The organism is Cellulosimicrobium sp. CpK407, from assembly GCF_051844275.1.
GTDB classification, from domain to species: Bacteria; Actinomycetota; Actinomycetes; order Actinomycetales; family Cellulomonadaceae; genus Cellulosimicrobium; species Cellulosimicrobium cellulans_G.
The window spans coordinates 13947-38722 of sequence record NZ_JBGNYC010000014.1 but is presented as its reverse complement, the minus strand read 5'-3'; the positions used below and the strand labels follow the sequence as shown (position 1 = coordinate 38722).

Sequence of the window (24776 nt, the reverse complement as noted above, 5' to 3'; positions counted from 1 at the left end):
CGGTAGCGACCAGGCCTCTACCTCGCGGGAGAGACTCAGCCGCGCGAGACCGTGAGGTCGCCGGAGACGGTGTTCGCGGAGACGTACGCGCCGCCCGCGCCCGGCTGGTCGACGTGGTCGACCGACGTCGTGCGCTGCGCGGCCGAGTCCAGGCGGACGCCGTCGAGCACGGCCTTGCCCGTGACGCTGCGGGCCTTGAGGTTGACCGGCGACCCGGCCCCGAGACGCACGGCCACGTCGCCGGAGACGGTGCGCGCGTCGACGAGCGGCGTGCTCTCGCGCGCCACGACCTCGACGCCGCTCGTCACGGTGTTGACCGACACCCGGCCGAGCGTCCCGCCGAGCGTGACCGCCCCGGACGCGGTGCTCACGTGGACGTCGCCGACGTGCTCGCCGACGTCGACCGCGCCGGTGGCCGTCTTGATCGACGCCGTGCCGGAGACCCCCTGGACGCGTACGGCGCCCGTCGCGGTCGTCACGGACAGGTCGGCCCGCGACCCGACGACGGAGGCCGCGGCGCGCGCGGTCGTCACCTTGACGGGCACCTGCGCCGGGACGGTGAGCCGGACGACGGCGCGGTCCTTGTCGCGCAGGCCCTTGGCCCGCTCGACGAGGCCCTCGACGCCGGCGAAGTCGTAGCCGACGCGCAGCTCGCCGTCGTGGACGCTCACCTGCAGCGGGCGCTCGGACACCTCGCTGACGTCGAGGCGCGCCCCGGCCTCGCGCGCGGGGTCGGCGACGACGTCGACCGCGCCGTCGGTGAGCTGGACGACGACGCGTCGGACGTCGGCCACGTCGACGGTCTGGGGGGCGTTGATGACCCAGGACTCGGTGCTCATGCGCTTCTCCTCGTTCGGTTCTCTGGTTCGGGGTGCGGTGCGTGCGTCGAGGGGTTCTCGTGATCGTCGGTCAGGGCAGGGTCGCTCGCACGGCCTTGCGCGCGCTGTCGAGCACGGTGCGCAGGGTGTCGACCGTGAGCTCGGAGACGACGCTCGCGGCGTCCGCCCGGCGCAGGTCCGCGCGCACGTCCTCGCGGAAGCGCTGGAGCAGCGCCTCGGCCTCCATGCGCCACGCGTAGGACTCGCCGCGGCGCGGGTCCGGCCGGCCGTCGCGCGGGCGGGCGCGCGCCGTCTGGGCCGCGGCGGCGAGCTCGGCGCGCAGACCCTTCAGCGATCCCTGCACGTCGGCGCGCAGCGCCTCGGCGCGCTGGCGCACCGTCTCGGCGATGCCGTGCTCCAGCGCGGCGACGTCCCCGCGGCGCGCCTCGATCTCCGCGCGCCCGGCCGGCGTCAGCTCGTACGTCGTCTTGCGGCCGTCGGCGCTGCGGTGCACGAGGCCCTCGTCCTCGAGCCGCGCGAGGCGGGGGTAGATCGTCCCCGCGCTCGGCCGGTAGGTGCCGCCGAAGCGCTCCGAGAGCTCGGTGATGAGCTCGTAGCCGTGCTTGGGACCGCTGTCGAGGAGCGCCAGGAGGTACAGCCGGAGCTCGCCGTGCGCGAAGACGGTGGCCATCAGCGGTCCACCGGCCCGCTCGACGGCGCGGCGCCGCGAGCCCCCGGGCTCCCCCACGCGGGAGCGTCGGCATCGACCGGGGCGTCCTCGACCGGGTGCCCGGCCGCGTCCCACGACGTCTCGTCCGGCGCCCCGCGCAGGACGGTCACGTCGCCGGAGACGGCGGAGACCCGGACCGGCGAGCCGGCACCCGTCCGGGCGGGCTGGTGGAACGAGCGCGCGGACCCGCGCTGCTCCGTGCCGTCCACGAGGAGGCGCCCGCTCACGCAGCGGATCGCGTAGTCCATCGCGTCGGGGTCCGGCAGGCGCACGAGCACGTCGGCGGAGACGGCGCTCACGGTGATCTCGGACGGGGTGGTGCGGGTGTCGACGGTGACGGAGCCGGAGACCGAGTCGAGGCGCAGCGAGCGGAGGGCACCGGTCGCCGTGAGGCCGCCGGACACCGAGTCCATGCGGACCGGGCCGTCGTGCTCGCTCGCCGAGACCTCGCCCGAGACCGTGTCGACACGGAGCTCGCCGCGCGTGCGGCTCGTCATCACGGAGCCGGAGACGGTCGCCAGCCGGGCGCCGTCGCGCACGCCCGCGACGAGGGCCTCGCCCTGCACGGTCGCGACCTTGACCGTCGTCGTCGCCGGCACGGCGACGTGGACGTCGGCCGCGTCCTTGCCCGTGTAGGTGCGGAAGCGCTCGAGGAAGCCCTTCCAGCCCGCGACGAAGGGACCGTAGCCGACCCGGAGCGTGGCCCCCTCGAGGCGCACCTCCAGGGGGCGGCCCACGACCGAGTGGACCTCGACGCGCGTGTCGGTGCGCGTCGGGTCGTCGTGCGCGACGACGTCGATGCGCCCGCCGATGACGGTCGCGTCGAGCGTCCGCACGCGCGCCAGGTCGATGGCCTGCGGACCCGTGACGGTCCAGCTCTCCTGCGTCATCCTGTGCTCCGTCCGTGGTCGCGCCCCTGCGCCATGGCGGCGGTCGCGTGGGACACTCGCGATATATCTCGTTTCGCAAGACACGATATATCGCGTGCTCGGCCGAGGCAAGGGGTTGCGTGTGGGACGATGATGGGCGGACTTGACCCGCCGAGACCGGCGGGGCTCCCCCGATCGTCAGGAGAACACCATGAGCAAGCGCGGACGCAAGCGTCGCAGCCGCAAGGGCAACGCCGCGAACCACGGCAAGCGCCCCAACGCCTGAGACGCGCACCCCTCCGGGGATGGCGAGAGGGTCCGGACCGACGACGTCGGTCCGGACCCTCTCTCGTTCTTCGCCCGGCGGTGGCCGCGCCTTCGCGGGCGGGCCTCAGCGGGTCTCGACGACCGTCGTCGTCGTGACCATGACCGTGAGCTGCGTGTGGATGCGCTCCCGCAGCCCCGCGGGCGCCTTCTCGTGGCACGAGCGGCGCACGAGCTGCTTGACGAGCTCCTCGACGCTCAGCTCGGCGAGGCACGGCGAGCAGTGCGCGACGTGCGCGCGCATGCGCAGCTCGTCGTCCGGCGTCATCTCCGAGTCGAGGTACTCGTAGAGGTGCGTGAGCGCGTGCTCGCACTCCGACTCGCCCGCGGTCGAGTGCGGGATGGGCGTCACCGACTCCTCGACCGGGCCGCGCCCCGGGATCCGGCTCTCTGACGTGCTCACGACTCACCTCCGGGGGTCTTGGCCCCCACCAGTCCTCGCCTCACGGCGTAGTCGGCCAACAGCTCGCGCAGCTGGCGCCTGCCTCGGTGCAGGCGGGACATGACCGTGCCGATCGGTGTCCCCATGATCTCCGCGATCTCCTTGTAGGGGAAGCCCTCGACGTCCGCGTAGTACACGACCATGCGCCGGTCCTCGGGCAGCTCCTGCAGCGCACGCTTCACGTCCGAGTCCGGCAGCCGATCGAGCGCCTCCGCCTCGGCGGAGCGCAGCCCCTGCGACGTGTGCGAGGCGGCGCGCGCGATCTGCCAGTCCTCGACGTCGTCCGTCTGCGCCTGCTGCGGCTCGCGCTGCTTCTTGCGGTACGTGTTGATGAACGTGTTCGTGAGGATGCGGTACAGCCACGCCTTGAGGTTCGTGCCCGGCCGGTACTGGTGGAACGCCGCGAACGCCTTCGCGAAGGTCTCCTGCACCAGGTCCTCGGCGTCCGACGGGTTGCGCGTCATGCGCAGCGCCGCGGAGTAGAGCTGGTCGAGGTACTGCAGCGCGTCCTGCTCGAACCGCGCGGCGCGCGCGGCGTCGCTCTCGGTCTGCGGCGCGCGGTTCGTGTCCTCGGCGTCCGTGTCCGTGGGCAGCGCGCCCTCGACCGGCGTCGTCCCCGACGTCGTCGCGGGGCTGCCGGAGACGTCGCTGCCGGAGATTCGCTCTGTCATCAACAACGAGCCTAGTCCCCTGTTCGTCTGGGTGTCCGGTGACGTGACCGGTGCCGACCACGCGGCGGCGAACGCCGCGTCCGCCGTCGGCGCCTCGGGGGTCGACGACACGGCCCGGGCGGCGGGTGCGGGAGTCTCGAGCAGGACGGTCACGAGTGGTGCAACCCGCGGGCACCCTCGCGCATTCCCGCGGCCCCGGGCGGCCCGGCAGCGCGGCGCGCACGCGCGTCGTGGGTGGCGCGGGCGTCCCCCGGAGGGCAGGCTGGGACCGTCCGGCTCACGAAGGAGATCCGATGCTGCTGCGTCACCTCGCGAGGCCCATGCTGGCCTCCTGGTTCGTCTACGACGGCGTCCAGGCCGCCCTCAAGCCCGCCGAGCACGTCCGTGCGGCGCGCAGCGGGGTGGACCTCGTCGAGAAGGGCGCCGGGGTGGACGTGCCGCTGAGCGACCGCCAGGTGGCGACGCTGGTCCGCGCGCACGGCGCGGCCACGGCGGTCGCCGGCCTGTTCCTCGCCGTCGGGAAGGCGCCCCGCACGGCGGCCCTGACCCTCGCCGCGCTCACGGTGCCCCTCGCGGTCGTCAACCAGCCCTTCACCTCGGGCGAGGCGACGCGCGCCGAGCGCACGCGCAAGTTCGTGGCGAACGTCGGCGCGATCGGCGCGGCGCTCATCGCGGGCGCGGACTACGAGGGCCGCCCGGGCGTGCAGTGGCGCCTCGAGAAGGCCCGGCACGACCTCGCGCTCGCCAAGCAGGCGAAGCAGGAGGCCGCGGTCGCGAGCGCGAAGGGGGCCGTAAAGGACGTCTCGGCCTCGGCCCGGGGAGCCGCGAAGGAGGCCCGTCGCTCCGCGAAGAACGCGGCCAAGGAGGCGGGGCGCTCGGCGCGGCGGGCGACGAAGGCCGCCCAGGAGGCTGCCCAGCACGCGGCCGGCCTCGCCGCGGGGGCCGTGCACGACGCCGAGGCGGCGGTCCGGGCGAAGGTCGCCTGACGAGGTCGGGACGCGTCCGCGCGCCGGGACCCTCCGCCGTCGGGCGCGGTCCCTCCACTAGCCTGGAGGCCATGACGACCACGCCCTCCGCCGCGCCCGTGCCCCCCTCCGTCGACGAGGGCTGGGCCGCGCCCACGGCGGGCGGGCCGCTCGACGCGACCGTCGAGGTCCCGGGGTCGAAGTCGCTGACGAACCGGCTGCTCGTGCTGGCCGCGCTCGCCGACGGGCCCGGGACGCTGCGCGGTGCCCTGCGCAGCCGCGACGCGGACCTCATGATCGCCGCCCTGCGCACGCTCGGCGTCGGCGTCGAGGAGGGTGCGTCGCCGAGCGAGCTGCACGTGACCCCCGGTCCGCTGCGCGGTCCCGCGGAGGTCGACTGCGGCCTGGCCGGCACGGTCATGCGCTTCCTCCCGCCGCTCGCGGCGCTCGCCGACGGCACGGTCCGGTTCGACGGCGACGAGGGCGCGCGCGTGCGCCCCATGGGCCCGGTCCTCGCCGCGCTCAGCGCGCTCGAGGTCCCGGTCGAGGGCGACGGCGACGGGCTGCCGACGACGCTCCCCTTCACGATCCGGGGCCGCGGCCGGGTGCGCGGCGGGTCGGTCGACGTCGACGCGTCGGCGTCGAGTCAGTTCGTCTCCGGCCTCCTCCTCGCCGCCGCGCGCTACGACCAGGGGCTCACCGTCCGGCACATCGGCCACACGCTGCCGAGCATGCCCCACATCGAGATGACGGTGGAGGTCCTGCGGGAGGTCGGGGTCGTCGTCGACGACTCCCGGCCCGCGATCTGGCGGGTCGAGCCCGGTCCGATCGCGGCGCGCGACGTGCAGGTCGAGCCGGACCTGTCGAACGCCGCGCCGTTCCTCGCGGCCGCGCTCGTCGCGGGCGGCACCGTCCGCGTCACGGGCTGGCCGACGGCGACGACGCAGCCCGGCGCGATGGTCCCCGAGCTGCTGGAGTCGATGGGCGCGACCGCGTCGCTGGACGGCGACGTGCTGTCCGTGACGGGCACGGGCGAGGTGCGCGGCGTCGACGTGGACCTGCACGCGGCCGGCGAGCTCGCGCCGACGATCGCCGCGCTGGCGGCCCTGGCCGACTCGCCCAGCCGCCTGCGGGGCATCGCGCACCTGCGCGGGCACGAGACCGACCGGCTCGCGGCGCTCGCGACCGAGATCACGCGCCTCGGCGGGCAGGCGGAGGAGACGCGCGACGGTCTGGTCATCACGCCGCGCCCCCTGCACGGCGCGCTGTTCCGCACCTACCACGACCACCGCATGGCGACGTCCGCCGCCGTCATCGGCCTGCGCGTCCCGGGAGTCGGCGTCGAGAACGTCGAGACGACGGCCAAGACGCTGCCCGGGTTCGCGGACATGTGGCAGCGCATGCTCGGCGGCGGGACGGGTCCCGGCGAGGGAGCGGCGGCCCGCTGATGGCCCGCCGCGTCCCGGACGAGTCCGACTTCCGCTCGCGCCCCGGCAAGCGCGGCAGCCGTCCCCGCACCAAGCAGCGGCCCGAGCACGCGGACGCGGTCACGGGGTTCGTCACGGGGGTGGACCGCGGCCGGTACACGCTGCTCGTCGGGCACGACGGCCCGGACGGGGGCGACGCGGCCGGCGAGGACGAGCGCACGGTCCTCGCGATGAAGGCGCGCGAGCTCGGCCGCACGCGGATCGTGTGCGGGGACCGGGTCGACCTCGTCGGGGACGTGACGGGCGACGACGGGTCGCTCGCGCGGATCGTGCGCATCCAGGACCGGTCGTCGGTGCTCCGCCGCACGGCCGACGACACCGACCCCTACGAGCGCGTGATCGTCGCCAACGCCGACCAGCTCGTCGTCGTCACGGCCCTCGCCGAGCCCGAGCCGCGCACGCGCATGATCGACCGCTGCGTCGTCGCCGCGTACGACGCCGGCATGGACGTCCTCCTCTGCCTCACCAAGGCGGACCTGGCCGACCCCGGCCCGCTGCGCGCGCTGTACGAGCCGCTCGGCGTCTCCGTCGTCGTGACGCGGCGTGCGCCCGACGGCCTCGCGCCGGACGGCTGGGCGATCGAGCCGCTCGACGCGGTGCGCGAGGCGCTGGCCGGGCGCACGTCGGTGTTCGTCGGGCACTCGGGCGTCGGCAAGTCGACGCTCGTCAACGCGCTCGTCCCGGACGCGCAGCGCGCGACGGGCCACGTCAACGACGTCACGGGTCGCGGCCGTCACACGTCGACGTCGGCCGTCGCGCTGCGCCTGCCCGGCGGCGGCTGGGTCATCGACACGCCCGGCGTGCGGTCGTTCGGCCTCGCGCACGTGCAGGTCGACCACCTGCTGCACGCGTTCGAGGACCTCGACGCGGTCGCCGCGGACTGCCCGCGCGGGTGCACCCACCTCGACGACGCCCCGGACTGCGCGCTCGACGAGTGGGTCGAGGCCTCGCCCGACGACGAGACCCGCGCGGCCCGCGCCGCACGGCTCGAGTCGTTCCGCCGCGTGCTCGCCTCGCGCTCCGGCGCGGCCTGAGCCCTCGCCAGCGCGGCGCCTCCCCCGCCCGGGCGGGCACCGCTACGGTGTGAGCCATGACGCCCCCCTCGACGCGCGGCTACGACGACGACCTGCGCCTCGCCCACGTGATCGCCGACCAGGTCGACGCGCACACGATGTCGCGCTTCAAGGCGCTCGACCTGCACGTCGAGTCGAAGCCGGACTCGACGCCCGTGAGCGACGCCGACCGCACCGCCGAGGAGATCATCCGCGGCCAGCTCGGCCGGGCGCGCGGTCGCGACGCGATCGTGGGCGAGGAGTACGGCGAGACCGGTCACGGCGCACGGCGCTGGATCGTCGACCCGATCGACGGGACCAAGAACTTCGTGCGCGGGGTGCCCGTGTGGGCGACGCTCATCGCGCTTGCCGACGGGGACGAGGTCGTCGTCGGGCTCGTCTCGGCGCCCGCGCTCGGCCGGCGCTGGTGGGCGGCGAAGGGCACCGGCGCGTGGACCGGGAAGTCGCTCGCGGCCGCCTCGCGGCTGCAGGTGTCGGGCGTCTCGTCCTGGTCCGACGCGTCGCTCGCCTACGCGTCGCTCGACGGCTGGGAGGAGCGCGGCAAGCTCGAACCGTTCCTCGACCTCATGCGCGGCGCCTGGCGCACGCGCGGCTACGGCGACTTCTGGTCGTACATGCTCGTCGCCGAGGGCGCGGTCGACGCCGCGGCCGAGCCCGAGCTGGAGCTCTACGACATGGCCGCGCTCGTCCCCATCGTCACCGAGGCCGGCGGCCGGTTCACGTCGCTGGACGGCGCCGACGGCCCGTGGGGCGGCAACGCCGTCGCGACGAACGGGCTGCTGCACGACGAGGTGCTCGGCCGACTCGGCTGACGCGGACCGCCGCCGGGTCCCGCCCGGCCCCCGGGCCGGGCGGCGCCCCGCGCGGCCGTCAGCCGCGCGGCACGTCCTTGAGCTCCGACCAGTCGTACCAGAGCAGGTCGCGCTCGCCCACGCGGTCGATCGCGGCGTCGAGCGCCTCGTCGGCGCCGGGGCCGTCGTCGTCGGCCGCGGCGAGCACCGCCTCCACGTCCTCGACCGCCTCGGGCTCGTCGACGTGGACGCACACGATCGCGACGTCGGGCACGGTCCGCAGGACCTCGACGGCGCTGGGCGCGGGCGCGTCCTCGTCGTCGGAGTCGTCCCCGCCCACGACCTGCACCGCGCCGTCGGGCACCTCGAGCGTCACGACGAGCCGCTGGCGCGGCGCGTCCGGGCGCGCCGCGACGAGCGCGAGCGAGTCGTCCGCCGCCTCGAGCGCGGCCGCGTACTCCAGCCCCTCCTCGTCCTCGTCGGGCAGCGCGCGCGTCAGCGCGGCGGTCACGGCGTGGGCGCCGCGCGGGGCGACGGTCCAGCGGGCGGCGTCGGCGGTCACGGTGACGGCGTCGAGCTCGTCGAGCGTCGCGGGGAGGTAGATGCGCATGGGTTCAGTGTGCCGCCTCCAGCGCGAGTCCGTGCGCCGCACCACGCCCGGGCGGCGCAGCCTCCCGCACGTGCGCGGCGAGGTGCGCGAGGGCGCGGCGGGCAGGGCTCGTGGGCGCGGACTCGGCGAGCGTGCGACCCTCCCGGAGGCCGAGGTCGACCGCGGCGTCCTCCGGCACGACGTGCAGGTCGTCGACGCTCGCGTAGCGGGACATCGCGTCGCGCACCGCGCGCTCCGGCCGGGGGCCGACGACGCTCGCGCGCACGCGGTTCACCACGACGGCGCGCGCCGCGCCGACGCACGCGCCCGTCTCGGCGAGCTCGTCGAGCGCGCGGACGAGCCGCTGGAGCCCGACGGGGTCGCCCGCGCCGACGACGACCACGACGTCCGCCGCCGCGAGCGCGCTCCACGTCGCGTCGTTGCGCTGCGGAGCGCGGGTGTCGTAGGTCAGGAGCTCGTCCCGCTCGATCCCGAATCCGCAGTCGACGACCGTCCAGTCGGCGACCGACCGCGCGACCTCCCACACGGCGTCGAGCGACGCCCCGGGCAGCTCCGGCCACCGCGCCGCCCGGGTCAGGCCCGTGAGCACCCGGACCCGGGGCAGGACCGTCGGGGCGAGCGCGACCAGCCCCGGGGCGTCGAGCGCGCCCTGACCCGCGCTGCGGGCGGCCGCCGCGAGCCCCGGCGACTCGTCGAGCAGGCCGAGGCGCTGGGCGACGCTCCCGCCGTAGGTGTCCGCGTCGACGAGCAGGACCTCCGCGTCGGGCGACGAGGGGACCGTGGCCGGGACCTCCACGTCCTCGGGGCGCCGCTCCCGGCGGGGGCGGCGAGAGCGCCGTGCGGGCGCCGGCCCCGCGAGCTCGACGGCGAGGTTCGTGGCCACCGTCGTGCGACCGGGGGCGCCGGTCGGGCCCCACACGGCGACGGTCCGTCCGAGGCGGTGCTCCGGCCCCGGGTCCGCCGTGGCCCCGCCCGCGACCGACCGGGGGACGCCGGGCGCACCCGGCGCCGCCTCGCGCAGCGGCAGGATCGCACGGACGACGTCGCACAGCGCCTCCGGGGCGGAGTCCAGGTCCACGACCGCGTCGACCCCGAAGGCGCGCAGCCGCCCCTCCTCCCACGTCCCGCCCGGGGCGAGCGCGACGACCCGGACGCCGTGGGCGTGCAGGTCGACGATCGCCTGCCGGTCCAGCGCTGGCAGGTCGCACGACACGACGGCGACCCGGCCCGCGCCCGCCGCGGCGGCGGCGAGCAGCTCGACGAGGTCCGCGCACCGCCGCGTGACCTGGAGCCCCGGAGCGGCGAGCGTCGTGACCACCTCGGCCTCGCGCGCGCCCCGGACGGCGCACAGGACGGTCGCGACCGTGGTCGCGCCGCTCATCCCGCACCCCCGACCGGGACGAGCGCGATCGTCCCGTCCCCGGCCACCGCCGCGAGCACGGCCGGGAGGTCGTCGACCCCGACGAGGAGGTGGACCGTCGTCGGCCCGCCCACGACGAGCGTCCCCTCGCCCTCGTCGACCTGCGCGACGGTGACGCCGCTGACGAGCAGCGCGGGCTGCGGCGCCTCGTCTCCCGCAGCGGCACCCGGCTCGGCGGCGGCCGTCGGTCCGGGCGCCTCGGGGACGTACCAGACGTCGACCGCCGCGCCGGCGACGATCCGCTCCGAGAGACCCGTCGTCACCGGGACCGCGACCGCGCGCACCGTGAGGTCGGCCGCCGTACCGAGCGACGACGCGGGGACCAGCTCGCCCTCGGCGACGGTCCGCAGGACGACGGCCTCGTCCGGGAGCCCGTCCGCCACGAGCAGGTAGCGGTCCGTCTGCGCGCCGAGCCGCACCTCGACCGTCCTCAGGTCCGCCGCGGTCACGGCGGTCCCGGGGGTCAGCGCCGCCCCGGCCGCGTAGACGGTCACGGTCCGGCTCGCGGTGCTCACGGCCCACGACCCCAGGGCCACGGACAGCGCGACCACGACGATCCCCACGAGGAGCCGCGGGTCCTTCCAGCCGGGTCGCCTCAGGCGCGCGACGGGCCGTGGTGCGGGCTCGGCCCGCACGGGTCGTTCCGTGGTCGTCGTCATCGATCTCCCCCTCGGTGGTCCGGCACGTCAGCCGTGCCGCGGCTCCATGATCCCCGGTCCGCGGCGCGCGCGGCAGGCCCTGTGGACGAGCGCCGTGCCGCGGCGCGCGCGTGCCAGACTGACGCCATGGCCCAGCGGTTCCTCACCCTCGCCGACGTCACGGACGAGCTCAACATCTCCGCGGCGCAGGCGTACGCGCTCGTCCGCTCCGGGGAGCTCCCCGCGATCCAGGTGGGTGGCCGGGGGCAGTGGCGCGTCGAGGTCAGCGAGCTCGAGGCCTACATCCAGCGGATGTACGCCCAGACGCGCCAGCGCATCGAGGCCGGCGACTTCGACGGCTGACCGACCGGCGCGGCCTCGACCTGAGCCGACCTGCGCGGACACCGCCGCGAGTCTCACACGCTCCCCCTGCACGCTCGTCATCGCGGGACGAACCCCGGCTCCGACTCGCTCACGCACAGGACGGCGGACCAGGGCACGACCCGCGAGCCGTGCCCACCGCCCGGGGCGACCTCCAGGTCGACGTGGTCCTTGCCGACGCGCGCGACCCAGCCGGGGTACGTCCCGGCAGGGGTGCGCACCTGGACGGGTCGTCGGTCGCGCATCAGCGCGCGCAGGGCGTGGCCGAGGCCGAGCCGTGCCGACCGGGTCGAGGGTGCCGGCTGCGCGTGGCGGCTGAGGCCCTGGACGGCGGCGATCGCCACGGTCGGGACGAGGTGCTGGCGCCGGGCCTCGCCCACGAGCACCCACTCCTCCGCCGCCTCGCGCAGCTCGCCGGTGACGGCGGACCCGTCGCGCAGCTCGAGCGTGACGGTGCCGGGCGTGCCGCGCAGCCGCTCGACGAGCGTGATCGTCGCGTGCTCCGCGCGCGTGAGGTCGGCGACGGCCGCGGCCCGGTCCTGGGTCTCCGCGGCCGCGAGCTGTGCCGCGAGGTCGTCGAAGAGGGCGTCCCATCGCACCGGGACACCGTAGCGGTCCACCGCGCCGGCGCCGCGCGCCGTGTCCACATCACGAGAAGTCCCTCTGGACAGGTGGGCCGGGTCACGCTTAGATCGATCCGTCGCGATCAAACGACATCAAACGACATCAACAGCCGTCCTCGACGGACGGCCACGCAGGGGGCACACCGATGGACCGTCGCACCGCCGTACCCGCACGAGCCGGAGGCGTCGGCGTCCTCCTCGCGCTCCTCCTCGTCATGAGCGGCGCCGTGACGGTGCTCGCGCTGCGCGCCGCGCACCTCGTGAGCACGCTCTCCGGCACCCGCCCGGAGCCCTTCGTGGAGCTTCTCGCCGTGGCCCTCGGGGCCGTGGCGGCCACCTGGGTCGGCATCAGCGCGCTGGTCGGGCTGGGATGCGTGGTCGTGCGCGCCCTGGGCAGCTCGTGGGGCGCCGGGGAACGGCTCGTGCTGCGCGTGGCGCCGGCCGTCGTCCGCCGGGCCGTGCGGGCAGGTGTGGGGCTGACCGTCGGCGCGGGCCTGGTCCTCGCCGGGGGGACGGCGCAGGCCGCCACCACGCCGGACGCCGACCCCGGCGTCGTGGCGGTCGACCTGGGCTGGCAGACCTCGGCGCCAGCGACCGCACCGGTCGGGCCCGCGCAGCCTGCTCCCCTGCCGACGGCCGCGTCGGCACCCGACGCGCCGCACGCCCCCTCCGCGCCCCCGACGGCCGCCGAACGGCCCGAGCCGGTCCACTCCACCCCGGCCGCGCAGCCGTCCGGCTCCGAGGCCACCGCGCCGACGGCTTCCCCGGACGCGCCGGATGCGCCGGGCGCCGTCCCGAGCATGCCGTCGGCCCCGGACCCGGCGGGCGCGACCGGCCCCGGCACCGCGGCGCCGGACGCCTCGGTCCCCGCACGCGCACCGGAGGCCCGGAGCGCCGCGACCGAGCAGCGCGACGCCGCGCTCGCGGTCGTGCGGGACGTCGCCCCGGACGAGCCGCGCGAGGTCGTCGTCGTGCGCGGCGACTCGCTCTGGTCGATCGCCGCACGCCACCTGCCGGACGGCGCGACCGACGCGCAGGTCGCCGACGCGGTGCAGCGCTGGTACGCCGCGAACGTCGAGGTCGTCGGCGACGACCCCGACCTCGTCCGCCCCGGCCAGGTGCTCGTCGCACCGAGCGCCTGACGACCGCCTGCCACGAAGGAGCCCGACCGTGACCGCTCCCCTGCTGACCACCGCGGACGTCCAGCTCGCGACCGACGTCGCCGCCCCGTCGCACCGCCGGGCCGCCCCCGCCCCGCCCGAACGGCCCGCGCGCCCCGCCCGCTCCACGAGCGTCCCCGCGGACCCGCCCGCTCGCTTGCTGCGGTGCGTCGGCGATCGCGCCGTCCCGACCGTGGACCTGCGCGACATCGCGAGCGCGCGGGCACCGCAGCACGTCGTGCGGGGACGTCCTCTCGCGCCGCCGACGGCGCCGCTCCCGCTCCCCGACCCGACGGCCCTGTGCTGCGCGGTCGTGCGCGCCGCCGTCGAGGTCGTCCGCGGCGAGCGCACCGTGGGACAGCTCGCGCGGTGGGTGTCCCCCGAGATCTACGAGACGCTCGCCCGACGGTCGCGCCTCGTCGCCGACGGCCCGCGCCCCACGACGACCCGGCCCGTCACCGTGCGCCGCGCCCGGGTGCTGCGGATCGGCGACGGCGTCGCCGAGGGCACCGTCGTGGTCGAGGACGGTGACCGCGTGCGGGCCGCCGCGGCGCGGCTCGAGGCGCGCCGCGGCACGTGGCGCGTCGTCGCCCTCGAGATCGGGTGACCGACCGTCGCCCGAGACGACGGCGGGGCGCGCCACCCCCGGTGGCACGCCCCGCCGTCGTCGCTCCCGTCTCGGCGCAGGCCGGACGGGCGCGGATCACTCCTCGTTCTGGCCGTGGCAGACCTTGTACTTCTTGCCCGAGCCGCACGGGCACTGCGCGTTGCGCGGCGTCCCGGGGAACGTGCGGCCGTCGCTCTCGATCGCGCTCGCCTCGCCGTGCAGCGCCCGGCGTGACCGCCGGCTGGCGTCACCCGAGACGACGGCCTGGCCGGTGCCGTCCTCGCTCGGCGCGCTGTAGGAGAGCGGCACCTGGCGGTCGGGGCCGTCGAGACCCTTCGCGATGAGCGTCCCCGGGCGGTCGCCGCTCGGGCCTCCGAACGCCGCCGGGGTCGCGACCGGGACGGGCTCCGCCTCGACCGGAGCGTCCTGCGCCGGGGCGTCGTCCGTCGCGGGTGCGCCCTCGGCGAGAGCGTCCGCCACGGGGGCGTCCTGCGCCGGAGCGGCGGCCTGCTGGGCTGCTGCCGCGAGACCCGCCGCGGCACCGGCCGAGGCCGCGCCGGCCGCCCCGCCGAGCGCCTGGCCGGCCGCCGACTGCGCGGCCTGCGCCGCGTCCGCGACCGAGATCGCCGGCGCCTGGCCCGGGGCGGCGCCCGGCTCGGCGACCTTGACCTCGAGGTTGAAGAGGTACCCGACCGTCTCCTCCTTGATGGCCTCGGTCATCGCCTGGAAGAGCTGGAAGCCCTCGCGCTGGTACTCGACGAGCGGGTCGCGCTGCGCCATCGCGCGCAGGCCGATGCCCTCCTTGAGGTAGTCCATCTCGTAGAGGTGCTCGCGCCACTTGCGGTCCAGGACCGAGAGCGTCACGCGCCGCTCGAGCTGGCGCATGTTCGCCGCGCCGAGCTGCTCCTCGCGGTTCTGGTAGGCGATGCGGGCGTCCGAGAGGATCTCCTCGAGCAGCAGGTCCTGCGACAGCCGGGTCGCCCCGCCCGCCTGCTCGACGACCTCGTCCGGCTCGATCGAGATGGGGAAGACGGCCTTGAGCGCGGTCCACAGGCCGTCCAGGTCCCAGTGCTCCGGGTTGCCCTCGGCCGTCGCGCCCTCGACGTACGCCGTGACGACGTCGGTGAGGAAGTGCTGCACCTGCTCCTGCAGGTCCTCGCCCTCGAGCACGCGGCGGCGCTCGTCGTAGATGACGGTGCGCTGGCGCGACAGGACGTCGTCGTACTTGAGCACGTTCTTGCGGATCTCGAAGTTGCGCGACTCGACCTGGCCCTGCGCGCTCGCGATGCCGCGCGTGACCATCTTCGACTCGAGCGGCACGTCGTCGGGGAACCCGGCGCGGTTCATCATCGACTCGGCCAGGGTCGAGTTGAACAGGCGCATGAGGTCGTCCTGCATCGACAGGTAGAAGCGGGACTCGCCCGGGTCGCCCTGACGGCCGGAACGACCGCGGAGCTGGTTGTCGATGCGGCGCGACTCGTGACGCTCGGTGCCGAGCACGTAGAGGCCGCCGAGCTCGCGGACCTCGTCGTGCTCCGCCGCGACCGCGGCCTTCGCCTTCTCCAGCGCGTCGGGCCAGGCCGCCTCGTACTCCTCCGGGTTCTCCGCGGCGTCGAGGCCGCGCGCCGCGAGGTCCGCGACCGCCATGAACTCGGCGTTGCCGCCGAGCATGATGTCGGTTCCACGACCGGCCATGTTCGTCGCGACCGTCACGGCGCCCTTGCGGCCCGCGAGGGCGACGATCGAGGCCTCGCGCTCGTGCTGCTTCGCGTTGAGGACCTCGTGCGGCACGCCCTGCTTCTTGAGCTTGGAGGACAGCAGCTCGGACTTCTCGACGCTCGTCGTGCCGACGAGCACCGGCTGGCCCTGCGCGTGCCGCTCGACGATGTCCGCGACGACCGCGTCGAACTTGCCCTCCTCGTTCTTGTACACGAGGTCGGGCTGGTCGACGCGCTGCATCGGCCGGTTCGTCGGGATCGGCACGACGCCCAGCTTGTACGTGCCCTGGAACTCGGCCGCCTCCGTGTCCGCGGTACCGGTCATGCCCGAGAGCTTGGAGTACAGGCGGAAGTAGTTCTGGAGCGTGATCGTGGCGAGCGTCTGGTTCTCCGCCTTGATCTGCACGCCCTCCTTGGCCTCGATGGCCTGGTGCATGCCCTCGTTGTACCGGCGGCCGGGCAGGATGCGCCCGGTGTGCTCGTCGACGATCATGACCTCGCCGTTGAGCACCACGTAGTCCTTGTCGCGCTTGAAGAGCTCCTTCGCCTTGATGGCGTTGTTGAGGAACCCGATGAGCGGCGTGTTGAGGGACTCGTAGAGGTTGTCGATGCCGAGGTAGTCCTCGACCTTCTCGATGCCCGGCTCGAGCACGCCGACCGTGCGCTTCTTCTCGTCGACCTCGTAGTCCGAGCCCGGGCTCAGGCGGCGCACGACCTTCGCGAACTCGCCGAACCAGCGGTTCGTGTCGCCCGACGCGGGACCGGAGATGATGAGCGGCGTGCGCGCCTCGTCGATGAGGATCGAGTCGACCTCGTCGACGATCGCGAAGTGGTGGCCGCGCTGCACGAGGTCGTCCGTGGACCACGCCATGTTGTCGCGCAGGTAGTCGAAGCCGAACTCGTTGTTCGTGCCGTACGTGATGTCCGCGGCGTACTCCTGGCGGCGCTGCGCGGGCGTCTGGCCGGACAGGATGACGCCGGTCGTCAGGCCCAGGAAGCGGTAGACGCGGCCCATGAGCTCGCTCTGGTACTTCGCCAGGTAGTCGTTCACCGTGACGACGTGGACGCCCTTGCCCTCGAGCGCGTTGAGGTACGCGGCCGTGGTCGCGACGAGCGTCTTGCCCTCACCGGTCTTCATCTCGGCGATGTTGCCGAGGTGCAGCGCCGCGCCGCCCATGAGCTGGACGTCGAAGTGCCGCTGGCCGAGCGTGCGGCGCGAGGCCTCGCGCACCGCGGCGAACGCCTCGGGGAGCAGGTCGTCGAGGGTCTCGCCGGCCGCGAGGCGCGCCTTGAAGCGGTCGGTCTCCTCCCGCAGCTCCTCGTCGGTGAGATCCTCGAAGCCCGGCTCGAGCTTGTTGACCTGGTCGGCGAGGCCGGACAGCTTCTTGAGGATCCGGCCCTCGCCGATGCGAAGGACCTTGTCGAGGATCGAAGGCACGCAGGACTCCCGTATCGATCGGTGCCCGGGCCGGGTGGTCCGGGAGCAGCGCCGACGCTCTCCCGCGCGGGCGCGCACGGCAGCGGACGTCGGCAACGTCACACAACATCGTAGGCGAGTCGGAGCGACGTCGGACCCGCCCGGGTTTCGCCGACGACGAACCTCGCCGGCGAGACCCGCGCCAGCCTACGACGGCACGGGTCCCTCCGGCAGGCGCGCCCACCGACGGCGGTCGGCCCGTCAGGCGCCCGCCACCTCGGCCGCGAGCGCCGGCGCGAGGTCGCCCGACGGCGCGACGTCGACCTCGGGCACGCCCAGCCACCCTCCGAGCACGCGGAGCTCGGCCGCGAGGCGGGCCGCGGTCTGCTCCCCCGCCGACTGCTCGCGGTGCGCCGACAGCACCCGCAGGACGCCCGCCCGCCGGTCGGCCTTGAGGTCGACCCGCGCGGTGAGGTCCTCGCCCTCGAGGAACGGCAGGACGTAGTAGCCGTGGACCCGCTTCGGTGCCGGCACGTAGATCTCGATCCGGTAGTGCACGTCGAACAGCCGCTCGAGCCGCGTGCGCTCGAACACGAGCGGGTCGAACGGGTTGAGCAGCGTCGTCGCCGTCGCGCGACGCGGGAGCGCGGCGTCCGCGTGCAGGTACGTCGGCTCGTCCCAGCCCCGCACCGTCACGGACCGCAGGGTCCCGGCCTCGACGAGCTCGTCGAACGCGGTGCGCACCGCGGGCCCCCGGAGCCGGAAGTAGTCCTTGAAGCAGCGCAACGTCCCCACCCCGTGCGCGCGGGCCCCGATCTCGAGCAGGGCGCGCACGGCGTCCGCGTCCGCGACGGGCGGGGCCGCGAGGGCCTCCGGCGGGAGCACGCGCTCCGTGAGGTCGTAGCAGCGCTCGAAGGCGCCGTTGCGACGCGCCGAGGTGATCTCGCCCGTGAAGAAGAGGAACTCGAGCGCACGCTTGGCGACCGTCCAGTTCCAGCCCCACTGCGAGCGGTCGCGCGGGTGCGCCCGGCCCTCGGCCTCCAGGATCTCGTGCACCTCGCTCGCCGTGATCGGACCGCGCTCCGTGACGAGGCGACGCACGTCGACCACCGCCTCGGAGTGGCTCATCTCCACCGCGCTGATCGTCCCCCACGCCTCGGTCCGGTACCGACGGCGGCGCCACTCCAGCAGCGGCCACGTGCTCGGCGGGACGTACGACGCCATGTGCGCCCACGTCTCCACGAGCCGTCGCGGGGCGCGACCCGCCGCGCGGTCGAGCAGCGCCGTGTCGTACGGGCCGAGGCGCGCGTACAGCGGCATGAGGTGCGCCCGCGCGAGCACGTTCACCGAGTCGATCTGCAGCAGCCCGAGGCGGTCGATCACGCCCTGGACCTGCCGCATCGTCGGCGCCCGCCCGACGGTCCCGTCGTACGGACGCTCCCGGTGCAGGCCCTGGGCGGCGAGCGCGACACGGCGCGCCAGGGACAGGGACATCGACTCGGACCTCGACGGCATGACGACCACCCCCCGATCCTGCCGAACCCCACCCACACCCGCCCCGTGCCGAACAGGCGATCCTGGCGCGTCCCGGTCACCGGACGCACCACGACCACCTGCTCGGCCACCCCGGAGGGCCCGGTCGTGGCGGGACGGAGACGGCGGACGGGACGGGCCGGCAGCGCGACGCGCCCGGACCCGAGGAGGGTCCGGGCGCGTCGGCGAGGGTCAGGCGGTCTTCTCGACCGCGGCGTCGGCGCAGTCGCAGGACGTGTCGAGCGCGACGACCCCGTACGTCCAGCCGCGGCGCCGGTAGGCGACGGACGGGCGCGAGGTCTCCACGTCGACGAAGAGGAAGAAGTCGTGGCCGACCATCTCCATCTCGTACAGCGCGTCGTCCACGGTCATGGGTTCCGCGGAGTGCAGCTTCTGCCGGATGACGACGGGCGAGTCGCCGAGGGTGGTCTCGACGGCCTCCCCGGGCGCGGTGGGCGCGGTCGGCGCCGGCGGCGGGGGTGCGGCGTGCGTGGCCGGGTCGTAGGGGCGCACGTCGACGGGCGGCACGACGGTGTGGTTGCGGTGGTCCTTGCGACGGTCGCGGGCACGGCGCAGGCGCTCGGCGAGCTTGTCCATCGCGAGGTCGAGGGCGCCGAACCGGTCGTCTGCCGCAGCCTCGGCACGGACGACGGGTCCCTTGGCGCGCACGGTCAGCTCGACGCGTTCGCGAACTCCGGAGAGCCTCGGGTTGTTCTCGTGGGTGACCTCGACGTCCACGCGCTGCGCCGTCGGCGCGAGCTGCTGGACCTTGGCGAGCTTGTCCTCCACGTGCCGGCGGAAGCGGTCTGCCACTTCCGTGTGCCTGCCGACGACGACGATCTCCATGTGAGCCTCCGCGAGGATCTTGTGCGGCGCCCGGCTCGATGCGTCCGAGCGCCTCGTTCGGATTCGGTAGGAGCACCCGTTCCCGGGTGCGGTGGGCTACCACCTCCTTGCGGCGCGAGGCCGCGCGCTCGGTACGCTCGCGCGGCGTCGGACGTGCCCTGCACCTCCGTCGTCCGCGGCGACTGGCCCTCAGACTAACCCGCGCCCCGGGGTGTCGGCAGCACCAACGGGAGGTGAACCGGAGGACCTTCGGCCCCGCCCGTCCGACGGGGTTCCACCCGCCTCCCCCGGCGCCCGGCGACGCGTCGACGGCGCGGGCGTCGCGGCCAGCACGAAGGCTCCCAGCACGGGCATCCCGGCGCGGGAGAGGGCGGTCTCGCACGCGGCGAGGGTGGCCCCGGTGGTGAGGACGTCGTCGACGAGGAGGCACGCGAACCGCTCCTGGACGACCGCCCGCGCCCGGCGCCCGGTCACGGGTCCCGCCGCGAGGCCGACCGCCCCGAGGCGGGCACCGCGCGCCCGCGCGCCGAGCCCGACCTGGTCGCGGACCGGTCCCCACTGGGTCAGCAGGGGCACGGCCCGCGCCGGCGTCCCCGCGGTGGCGAGACCCGCGGCGACCGCCCGCGCGAGCACGACGACGGGGTCGCGCCCGCGGGCCCGGCGCGCGGCGGCGGACGTCGGCGCGGGCACGACGAGGACCGGCCCCGCCGGGGCGCCGGGACGGGCGCCGAGGGCCTGGCCCAGGTCGGCACCCGCCCGTCCGGCGACGGCTCCCAGCGGGCGGTCGAGGTCGGCCCGCCCGCGGTCCTTCCAGGCGACGACCACGCCGCGCACCGGGCCGGCGTAGTGCGCCGGGGCCCAGACGGGAAGGGGCGCGACGCCGTCGAGCCGGTCGAGGCGGGGAGCCGCCTGCTCGCGGCGCCGCAGCGGTGCGCCCAGCGGCGCGAGGCAGTCGCGGCACCACCGCACGTCGGGACGGTCGCACCCCGGGCACGCGACCGGCAGCACGAGGCGCGCGACGTCGTCGAGAGCACGGAGGAGCACCGGACGAGCATGCCCCCGGGCGCGGCCTGCGCGCGGGTGCGGCGGCGAGCCCTGTGGACGACGACGGCCCGCGCCCCGGACCGGCGCCCGGCGTCGGGTCCTGGGGCCAGGGCCTGTGGTCGGGCCCCGACGAGGGCGAGCCGAGGCCCCGGTCAGCCGGGGTAGGTGGGCAGGCGCACCTCGGTCGCGACCTTCGTCCAGAGCGTCGAGGTGCCCGCCGCGTAGAGGCTGCTGTCGCTGGTCCCGACGAGGGTCGTGGCGATGCCCGTCGCCGAGGCGAGGGACACGGCGTCCTCGACTGGCGACGAGGCCATCGTCGGTCCACCGACGGGGACGCGCTGCACGACGGGGTCCGCCGTCCCGACGGTGCGGCCGAGCACCCCCAGCAGGGCCCGGTCCACCCACGTGACCTGGGTGGCGGCGACCACCGGTTGCCCCACGCGGACCGGCTCCGAGAGCTGGGTCGGGCGACCTGCCTCGTCGCGGACGATGCCGGCGACCTGGATCTGCGCCCCGCTCCCGGCGTCGCTCACGACGGCGACCCGCGCGCCGTCCGGCGCCACGCGCACCGACATGATCGTGCGGCCCTCGAGCCAGGGTGCCGCGACGGTGGAGACCGCCGCGTCGGACCCCGCCCCGCGGAGGTCGACGACCTGGAGCGTGCCCGCCTGCACCTGCGGCCCGCTCCACAGGTACTGGAAGCGGTCGATCGACGGCGCGAGGAGGTTCGACCCCGTGAGCAGCGTCGTCGGCCCGGACTCCGCGGTGGGCGCCGTGACGATGCGGCCGCCCCCGTCGCGGACCACGTACGTCGCGTCGGAGGACCGTCCGCGGAAGGCGAGGGCCGTGGGCTGGAGCCCGGTGAGCGGCGCGGCGGACGCGACCGCCTTGGTCGTGCGCCCCTCGAGGCTCATGATCTGGTCCCCGGACAGGACGACGGGATCGTCGGGCGTGGTCGCGACGCCGATGGTCGGGACCTCGTCCGCGGAGAGGGTGGACCCGCCCACCCCGATCGTGATCTCGACGCGTCCTCCGAGGGACGCCTGGAGCTGGGCGAGGAGGAGGGCGCGGTCGGCGGGCGGCGCCTCCGTCACGGGCTCGTTGAGCGGCACGATGACGGCGCCCTCGCCCGGCGGGACCGAGTCGATGCTCAGCGCGGTGCCCTCGGGGGCGACGGTCGCCACGGAGCCCGCGAGCCACTCCGAGGGACCGTTCAGCGTCTCGCGCACCGCGAGCGCCTGCCAGTTGCGGCTCGGGAACCAGCGCGCGTCGGGCACGAGGTAGGCGCGGTCGACCGTCGGGAAGTAGAGGTTGACCTGCTTGTACGTCTGCGCGAAGTTCGCCTCGGTGATCGTCAGGCCGTCGTCGACGGCGTCGATGCGCCACTGGTCGTCGTCGTCGCGCACGAGCCCGTAGGAGATCTCGATCGTCTGCCCGGGGGCCTGCTCGGTGTAGACGCCGTGCTCGTCGACGGTGCCGGTGAGCTCCGCGGTCGTGCGGACCGTCGTGACCCCGTCCTCGAGCGTCGACTCGTCCACGACGAGCTCCGGCTCTCCCGCGAGGATCGCGACCTGCGCGAGCGGCGACCACTCCTCCTGCACCTCGGACGTGAGGAACTCCGAGGCGACGTCGAACGAGCTCCGCGCGCCCTGGGCCTGCGCCGCGAGGAACCCCTGGACGATCTGGGTCGGCGACGCGTCCCGGATCGGGGCCGCGGCGCTCACGAACGGCTGGCCCGGGTCCTCGGGGGTGGCCTGCCCCTCGGTGACGGGCCCGGAGGTCGGGATGGAGGCGCACGCGCCGAGCGCGGCGACCAGCGCCGTCGCGAGCCCGGCGGCGAGCGCGTGCCCGGCCCGCCGACGCAGGGTTAGACCGTGCAGGGTCCCGGTGGTGGTCATCGCGCCTCCCGCACGTCGTCGCCGATCAGGTGCTCGTCGCCGGTCCCGGGCTCGGCCCCTCGGCCGGGGTGCCCGGCGTGGTCGCGCGGCAGGACGACGGGGATGCCGCCCGTGACCGACGGGAGGTCGGCAGGACCCGCCGTCCCCTCGACGTCCTCGACGACCGGGGTCGTCGCGCTCCACTCGGCGGGGAGACCGCGGCCGACGGCGGCCTCGGCGACGAGCGGCAGCGGCGAGGACTGGAGCCGGATGCCCGCGCGCCGAGGGAGCGTGAGCCGGAAGCTCGCGCCGCGGCCGGGACGACCCCACGCCTCGAGCCAGCCGCCGTGCAGGTGCGCGTCCTCGAGCGAGATCGCGAGGCCGAGGCCCGTCCCGCCGGTCGTGCGGGCGCGGGCCGGGTCCGCGCGCCAGAAGCGGTCGAACACGTGCTGGACCTCGTCCGGGGTCATGCCGACGCCGTGGTCGCGCACCGCGATCGCGACGGCGTGCCCGTCGCCCTCGACCGTGATCTCGACGGGCCGCTCCTCGGCGTGCTCGATCGCGTTGACGACCAGGTTGCGGACGATGCGCTCGACGCGACGCGGGTCGATGTCGGCCGTGACCGGCTCGTCCCCGAGGTGGACGGACAGCCACACGCCCTTGCGCTCGGCGAGCGGGGCGGCGTGGTCGACGGCGGCGTTGACGACGTCGCGCAGGTCGCGCCGCTCGGCGTCCAGGACCGCGGCGCCCGCGTCGAACCGGCTGATCTCGAGCAGGTCCGCGAGGAGGTCCTCGAACCGGTCGAGCTGGGCCTGCAGCAGCTCGGTCGAGCGCCTCGAGACGGGGTCGAAGTCCTCGCGCGAGGAGTACAGCACCTCGGACGCCATCCGGATCGTCGTGAGCGGCGTCCGCAGCTCGTGGGAGACATCGGAGACGAACCGGCGCTGGAGCATCGACAGCTCCTCCATGCGCCCGATCTGCTCCTGCAGCCCCTGCGCCATCTCGTTGAACGAGTGCGCGAGCGACGCCATCTCGTCGTGCCCCTTGACCGGGAGCCGCTCGTCGAGGCGGCCGTCGGCGAGGCGCTCCGCGACGGTCGCCGCCTGCCGCACGGGCAGCACGGCCTGGCGCGTGACGAGCGCGGTGATGCCGACGAGCAGGGCGAGCAGCACGAGCGCACCGACGAGCAGGACCGACTGCAGGAAGCGCAGCGTCTCCTGGTCCGCCCTCAGGTCGTAGAGGTAGTAGAGCTCCCAGGTCCCGGCGACGGGCACCTCGACCGTCGAGCCGACGACGATGCCCGGCACGACCGGCGAGTCCGGGTCCGCCGGGTCGACCGGGATGGCGACCGACTGGAGGTACTGCTCGCCGTCCGCGGAGACCGTGGCCGCGCGCATCTCGGGCGTGACGAGGTCGGTGAGCTGCGGGTTCGTCGACAGGTCGAGGAACCCGACGGTGCTCGACCCGCCGGCCTGCCACAGGAAGACGTCGCGCGACGAGCCCGTGCTCTGCAGCATCGAGAACAGGTCGAACAGCAGCGACTGCGCCTCGGTCGCGTTCGCCGCGGGCGACGCGTCGAGCGTGTTGCGCGCCTGCTGCGTCGACTGCGCGCTCTCCAGGTCCACCTCGTCCGCGCGCCGCTCGTAGAGCCCGTCGCGCATCGCGTCGGTGAGGTACGCGCCCAGCGCGCCGACGGTGAGGACGCCCACGACGAGCGCGGACGTGACGACGCGGAGCTGCATCGAGGAGCGCCAGCGCCACACGACGCGGCGGGCCGTGGCGCGCGCGCGGCGTCGGACCCGGCGCCAGAGCCCCCGCCAGCGCCCGTCGGTGGAGCCGGCCGTCGCGCTCACGTGCGGGTCGCGCCCGCCTTGTACCCGACGCCGCGGACGGTCAGCACGATCTCCGGGTTCTCCGGGTCGTGCTCGATCTTCGAGCGCAGGCGCTGCACGTGGACGTTGACGAGGCGCGTGTCCGCGGCGTGCCGGTAGCCCCAGACCTTCTCGAGGAGCACCTCGCGCGTGAAGACCTGCCACGGCTTGCGCGCGAGCGCGACGAGGAGGTCGAACTCGAGCGGGGTCAGCGAGACCTGCTCGCCGCCGCGCGAGACGCGGTGGCCCGTCACGTCGATCTCGACGTCGCCGATCGACAGGTGCTCGGGGGCCGGCTCCTCCGTGCGGCGCAGGCGCGCGCGGATGCGGGCCACGAGCTCCTTGGGCTTGAACGGCTTGGAGATGTAGTCGTCGGCGCCCGACTCGAGACCGAGCACGACGTCGACCGTGTCGCTCTTCGCGGTGAGCATGATGACGGGCACGCCCGACTCGGCGCGGATGAGGCGGCACACCTCGGTGCCGTCCTTGCCCGGGAGCATGAGGTCGAGGAGCACGAGGTCCGGCTGGGTGCTGCGGAACGTCTCGAGCGCGAGGTCGCCGTCGGCGCAGAAGACGGGCTCGAATCCCTCGGAGCGCAGGACGATCCCGATCATCTCGGCCAGAGCGGTGTCGTCGTCGACCACGAGCACACGAACCTTCATGCGGACATCTTGCCATCGACGGGCCGCGGCTCGGAGCGGCCCGGCGCCCCCGGCGCGGGTGAACCCGACCCGCCGCCACCTCGTGCCGACCCGTCGTGCAGCCCCGCGTGCCGGTGGGACGCGGCGGGCCGGGACCGCCGTGGTGCAGGGCCGCGTACTAGGGTGGCCTCGCCGCCGTCGCCCGATCCTCGCACGGCGG

Annotated in this window: 24 protein-coding genes; 8 read left to right on the top strand and 16 right to left on the bottom strand. The window is 75.4% G+C overall.

Annotated features, from left to right (window positions below; genetic code table 11):
• Positions 1-35: 35 nt before the first annotated feature.
• The 3 genes from ABWU78_RS08555 to ABWU78_RS08545 all read right to left on the bottom strand — a co-directional run bounded on the left by ABWU78_RS08555 (position 36) and on the right by ABWU78_RS08545 (position 2438).
• Positions 36-839 (bottom strand): DUF4097 family beta strand repeat-containing protein, encoded by an 804-nt coding sequence (locus ABWU78_RS08555; protein WP_353708730.1) that lies wholly within the window; start codon positions 837-839, stop codon positions 36-38.
• Positions 840-909: 70 nt separating this feature from the next.
• A complete protein-coding gene (locus tag ABWU78_RS08550; RefSeq protein ID WP_253053295.1) occupies positions 910-1509 on the bottom strand; it encodes a PadR family transcriptional regulator in 600 nt (199 codons plus the stop codon).
• Positions 1509-2438 (bottom strand): DUF4097 family beta strand repeat-containing protein, encoded by a 930-nt coding sequence (locus ABWU78_RS08545; protein ID WP_439158113.1) that lies wholly within the window; start codon positions 2436-2438, stop codon positions 1509-1511. The genes ABWU78_RS08550 and ABWU78_RS08545 overlap by 1 nt, the downstream gene beginning before the upstream one ends.
• 190 nt (positions 2439-2628) lie before the next feature.
• Between ABWU78_RS08545 and ABWU78_RS08540 the strand changes: the two genes are divergently transcribed.
• The gene (locus ABWU78_RS08540) at positions 2629-2703 is read left to right on the top strand and encodes a 50S ribosomal protein bL37 (RefSeq protein WP_099052597.1); all 75 of its coding nucleotides are present in this window, start codon (positions 2629-2631) and stop codon (positions 2701-2703) included.
• A 105-nt stretch (positions 2704-2808) separates the two neighbouring features.
• Here the strand turns inward: ABWU78_RS08540 and rsrA are convergent, their stop codons facing one another.
• Positions 2809-3144 (bottom strand): mycothiol system anti-sigma-R factor, encoded by a 336-nt coding sequence (rsrA, locus tag ABWU78_RS08535; protein ID WP_244286228.1) that lies wholly within the window; start codon positions 3142-3144, stop codon positions 2809-2811.
• Complete coding sequence (locus tag ABWU78_RS08530; RefSeq protein ID WP_253053289.1) at positions 3141-3854, bottom strand: sigma-70 family RNA polymerase sigma factor; 714 nt, start codon at positions 3852-3854, stop codon at positions 3141-3143. Before ABWU78_RS08530 ends, rsrA begins: the two co-directional genes overlap by 4 nt.
• A 293-nt stretch (positions 3855-4147) precedes the next feature.
• Here ABWU78_RS08530 and ABWU78_RS08525 point away from each other — a divergent pair, with 293 nt between their 5' ends.
• The 4 genes from ABWU78_RS08525 (at position 4148) to hisN (ending at position 8191) form a co-directional block, all read left to right on the top strand.
• Positions 4148-4840 (top strand): DoxX family membrane protein, encoded by a 693-nt coding sequence (locus tag ABWU78_RS08525; RefSeq protein WP_253053287.1) that lies wholly within the window; start codon positions 4148-4150, stop codon positions 4838-4840.
• Between the two features lie 71 nt (positions 4841-4911).
• Positions 4912-6267 carry a 3-phosphoshikimate 1-carboxyvinyltransferase gene (gene aroA / locus ABWU78_RS08520; protein WP_253053285.1) on the top strand — a complete coding sequence of 452 codons (1356 nt, stop codon included), beginning with the start codon at positions 4912-4914 and terminating at the stop codon, positions 6265-6267.
• Positions 6267-7340 (top strand): ribosome small subunit-dependent GTPase A, encoded by a 1074-nt coding sequence (rsgA, locus tag ABWU78_RS08515; RefSeq protein WP_253053283.1) that lies wholly within the window; start codon positions 6267-6269, stop codon positions 7338-7340. The genes aroA and rsgA overlap by 1 nt, the downstream gene beginning before the upstream one ends.
• A 56-nt stretch (positions 7341-7396) precedes the next feature.
• The gene (gene hisN / locus ABWU78_RS08510) at positions 7397-8191 is read left to right on the top strand and encodes a histidinol-phosphatase (RefSeq protein ID WP_253053281.1); all 795 of its coding nucleotides are present in this window, start codon (positions 7397-7399) and stop codon (positions 8189-8191) included.
• A 58-nt stretch (positions 8192-8249) separates the two neighbouring features.
• On the opposite strand, the gene ABWU78_RS08505 is transcribed toward hisN, so the two are convergent.
• The 3 genes from ABWU78_RS08505 to ABWU78_RS08495 are packed head-to-tail and all read right to left on the bottom strand — an operon-like array spanning position 8250 to position 10859.
• The gene (locus tag ABWU78_RS08505) at positions 8250-8780 is read right to left on the bottom strand and encodes a DUF6912 family protein (protein ID WP_253053279.1); all 531 of its coding nucleotides are present in this window, start codon (positions 8778-8780) and stop codon (positions 8250-8252) included.
• Positions 8781-8784: 4 nt separating this feature from the next.
• Positions 8785-10161, bottom strand: coding sequence for an AAA family ATPase (locus ABWU78_RS08500; RefSeq protein ID WP_439158112.1), 1377 nt, complete (start codon positions 10159-10161; stop codon positions 8785-8787).
• Positions 10158-10859: a hypothetical protein gene (locus tag ABWU78_RS08495; RefSeq protein WP_353708725.1), complete on the bottom strand. Its 702-nt coding sequence runs from the start codon at positions 10857-10859 to the stop codon at positions 10158-10160. Before ABWU78_RS08495 ends, ABWU78_RS08500 begins: the two co-directional genes overlap by 4 nt.
• 126 nt (positions 10860-10985) lie before the next feature.
• On the opposite strand from ABWU78_RS08495, the gene ABWU78_RS08490 reads away from it, so the two are divergent.
• Positions 10986-11201: a helix-turn-helix domain-containing protein gene (locus ABWU78_RS08490; RefSeq protein WP_087472469.1), complete on the top strand. Its 216-nt coding sequence runs from the start codon at positions 10986-10988 to the stop codon at positions 11199-11201.
• A 77-nt stretch (positions 11202-11278) separates the two neighbouring features.
• Here ABWU78_RS08490 and ABWU78_RS08485 read toward each other — a convergent pair whose 3' ends face one another.
• Positions 11279-11818 carry a hypothetical protein gene (locus ABWU78_RS08485; protein ID WP_439158111.1) on the bottom strand — a complete coding sequence of 180 codons (540 nt, stop codon included), beginning with the start codon at positions 11816-11818 and terminating at the stop codon, positions 11279-11281.
• 170 nt (positions 11819-11988) lie between these two features.
• Between ABWU78_RS08485 and ABWU78_RS08480 the strand changes: the two genes are divergently transcribed.
• On the top strand, positions 11989-12984 hold the full coding sequence (locus ABWU78_RS08480) for a LysM peptidoglycan-binding domain-containing protein (protein ID WP_353708724.1): 996 nt from the start codon (positions 11989-11991) through the stop codon (positions 12982-12984).
• Between the two features lie 28 nt (positions 12985-13012).
• Positions 13013-13609 (top strand): Rv3235 family protein, encoded by a 597-nt coding sequence (locus tag ABWU78_RS08475; protein WP_353708723.1) that lies wholly within the window; start codon positions 13013-13015, stop codon positions 13607-13609.
• 96 nt (positions 13610-13705) lie between these two features.
• Here ABWU78_RS08475 and secA read toward each other — a convergent pair whose 3' ends face one another.
• The 7 genes from secA to mtrA form a co-directional block, all read right to left on the bottom strand.
• The gene (gene secA, locus ABWU78_RS08470) at positions 13706-16765 is read right to left on the bottom strand and encodes a preprotein translocase subunit SecA (RefSeq protein WP_439158110.1); all 3060 of its coding nucleotides are present in this window, start codon (positions 16763-16765) and stop codon (positions 13706-13708) included.
• A gap of 240 nt (positions 16766-17005) precedes the next feature.
• Positions 17006-18238: a winged helix-turn-helix domain-containing protein gene (locus tag ABWU78_RS08465; RefSeq protein WP_439158109.1), complete on the bottom strand. Its 1233-nt coding sequence runs from the start codon at positions 18236-18238 to the stop codon at positions 17006-17008.
• Positions 18239-18469: 231 nt separating this feature from the next.
• Positions 18470-19123, bottom strand: coding sequence for a ribosome hibernation-promoting factor, HPF/YfiA family (gene hpf / locus ABWU78_RS08460; RefSeq protein WP_253053263.1), 654 nt, complete (start codon positions 19121-19123; stop codon positions 18470-18472).
• A 189-nt stretch (positions 19124-19312) separates the two neighbouring features.
• The gene (locus ABWU78_RS08455; protein ID WP_439158108.1) at positions 19313-20167 is read right to left on the bottom strand and encodes a ComF family protein; all 855 of its coding nucleotides are present in this window, start codon (positions 20165-20167) and stop codon (positions 19313-19315) included.
• A gap of 152 nt (positions 20168-20319) precedes the next feature.
• Positions 20320-22065 (bottom strand): LpqB family beta-propeller domain-containing protein, encoded by a 1746-nt coding sequence (locus ABWU78_RS08450; RefSeq protein WP_439158107.1) that lies wholly within the window; start codon positions 22063-22065, stop codon positions 20320-20322.
• On the bottom strand, positions 22062-23897 hold the full coding sequence (mtrB, locus tag ABWU78_RS08445; RefSeq protein WP_308202315.1) for an MtrAB system histidine kinase MtrB: 1836 nt from the start codon (positions 23895-23897) through the stop codon (positions 22062-22064). Before mtrB ends, ABWU78_RS08450 begins: the two co-directional genes overlap by 4 nt.
• Positions 23894-24577, bottom strand: a complete 684-nt coding sequence (gene mtrA / locus ABWU78_RS08440; protein ID WP_253053257.1) for an MtrAB system response regulator MtrA — start codon at positions 24575-24577, stop codon at positions 23894-23896. The genes mtrB and mtrA overlap by 4 nt, the downstream gene beginning before the upstream one ends.
• Between the last annotated feature and the right edge of the window lie 199 nt (positions 24578-24776).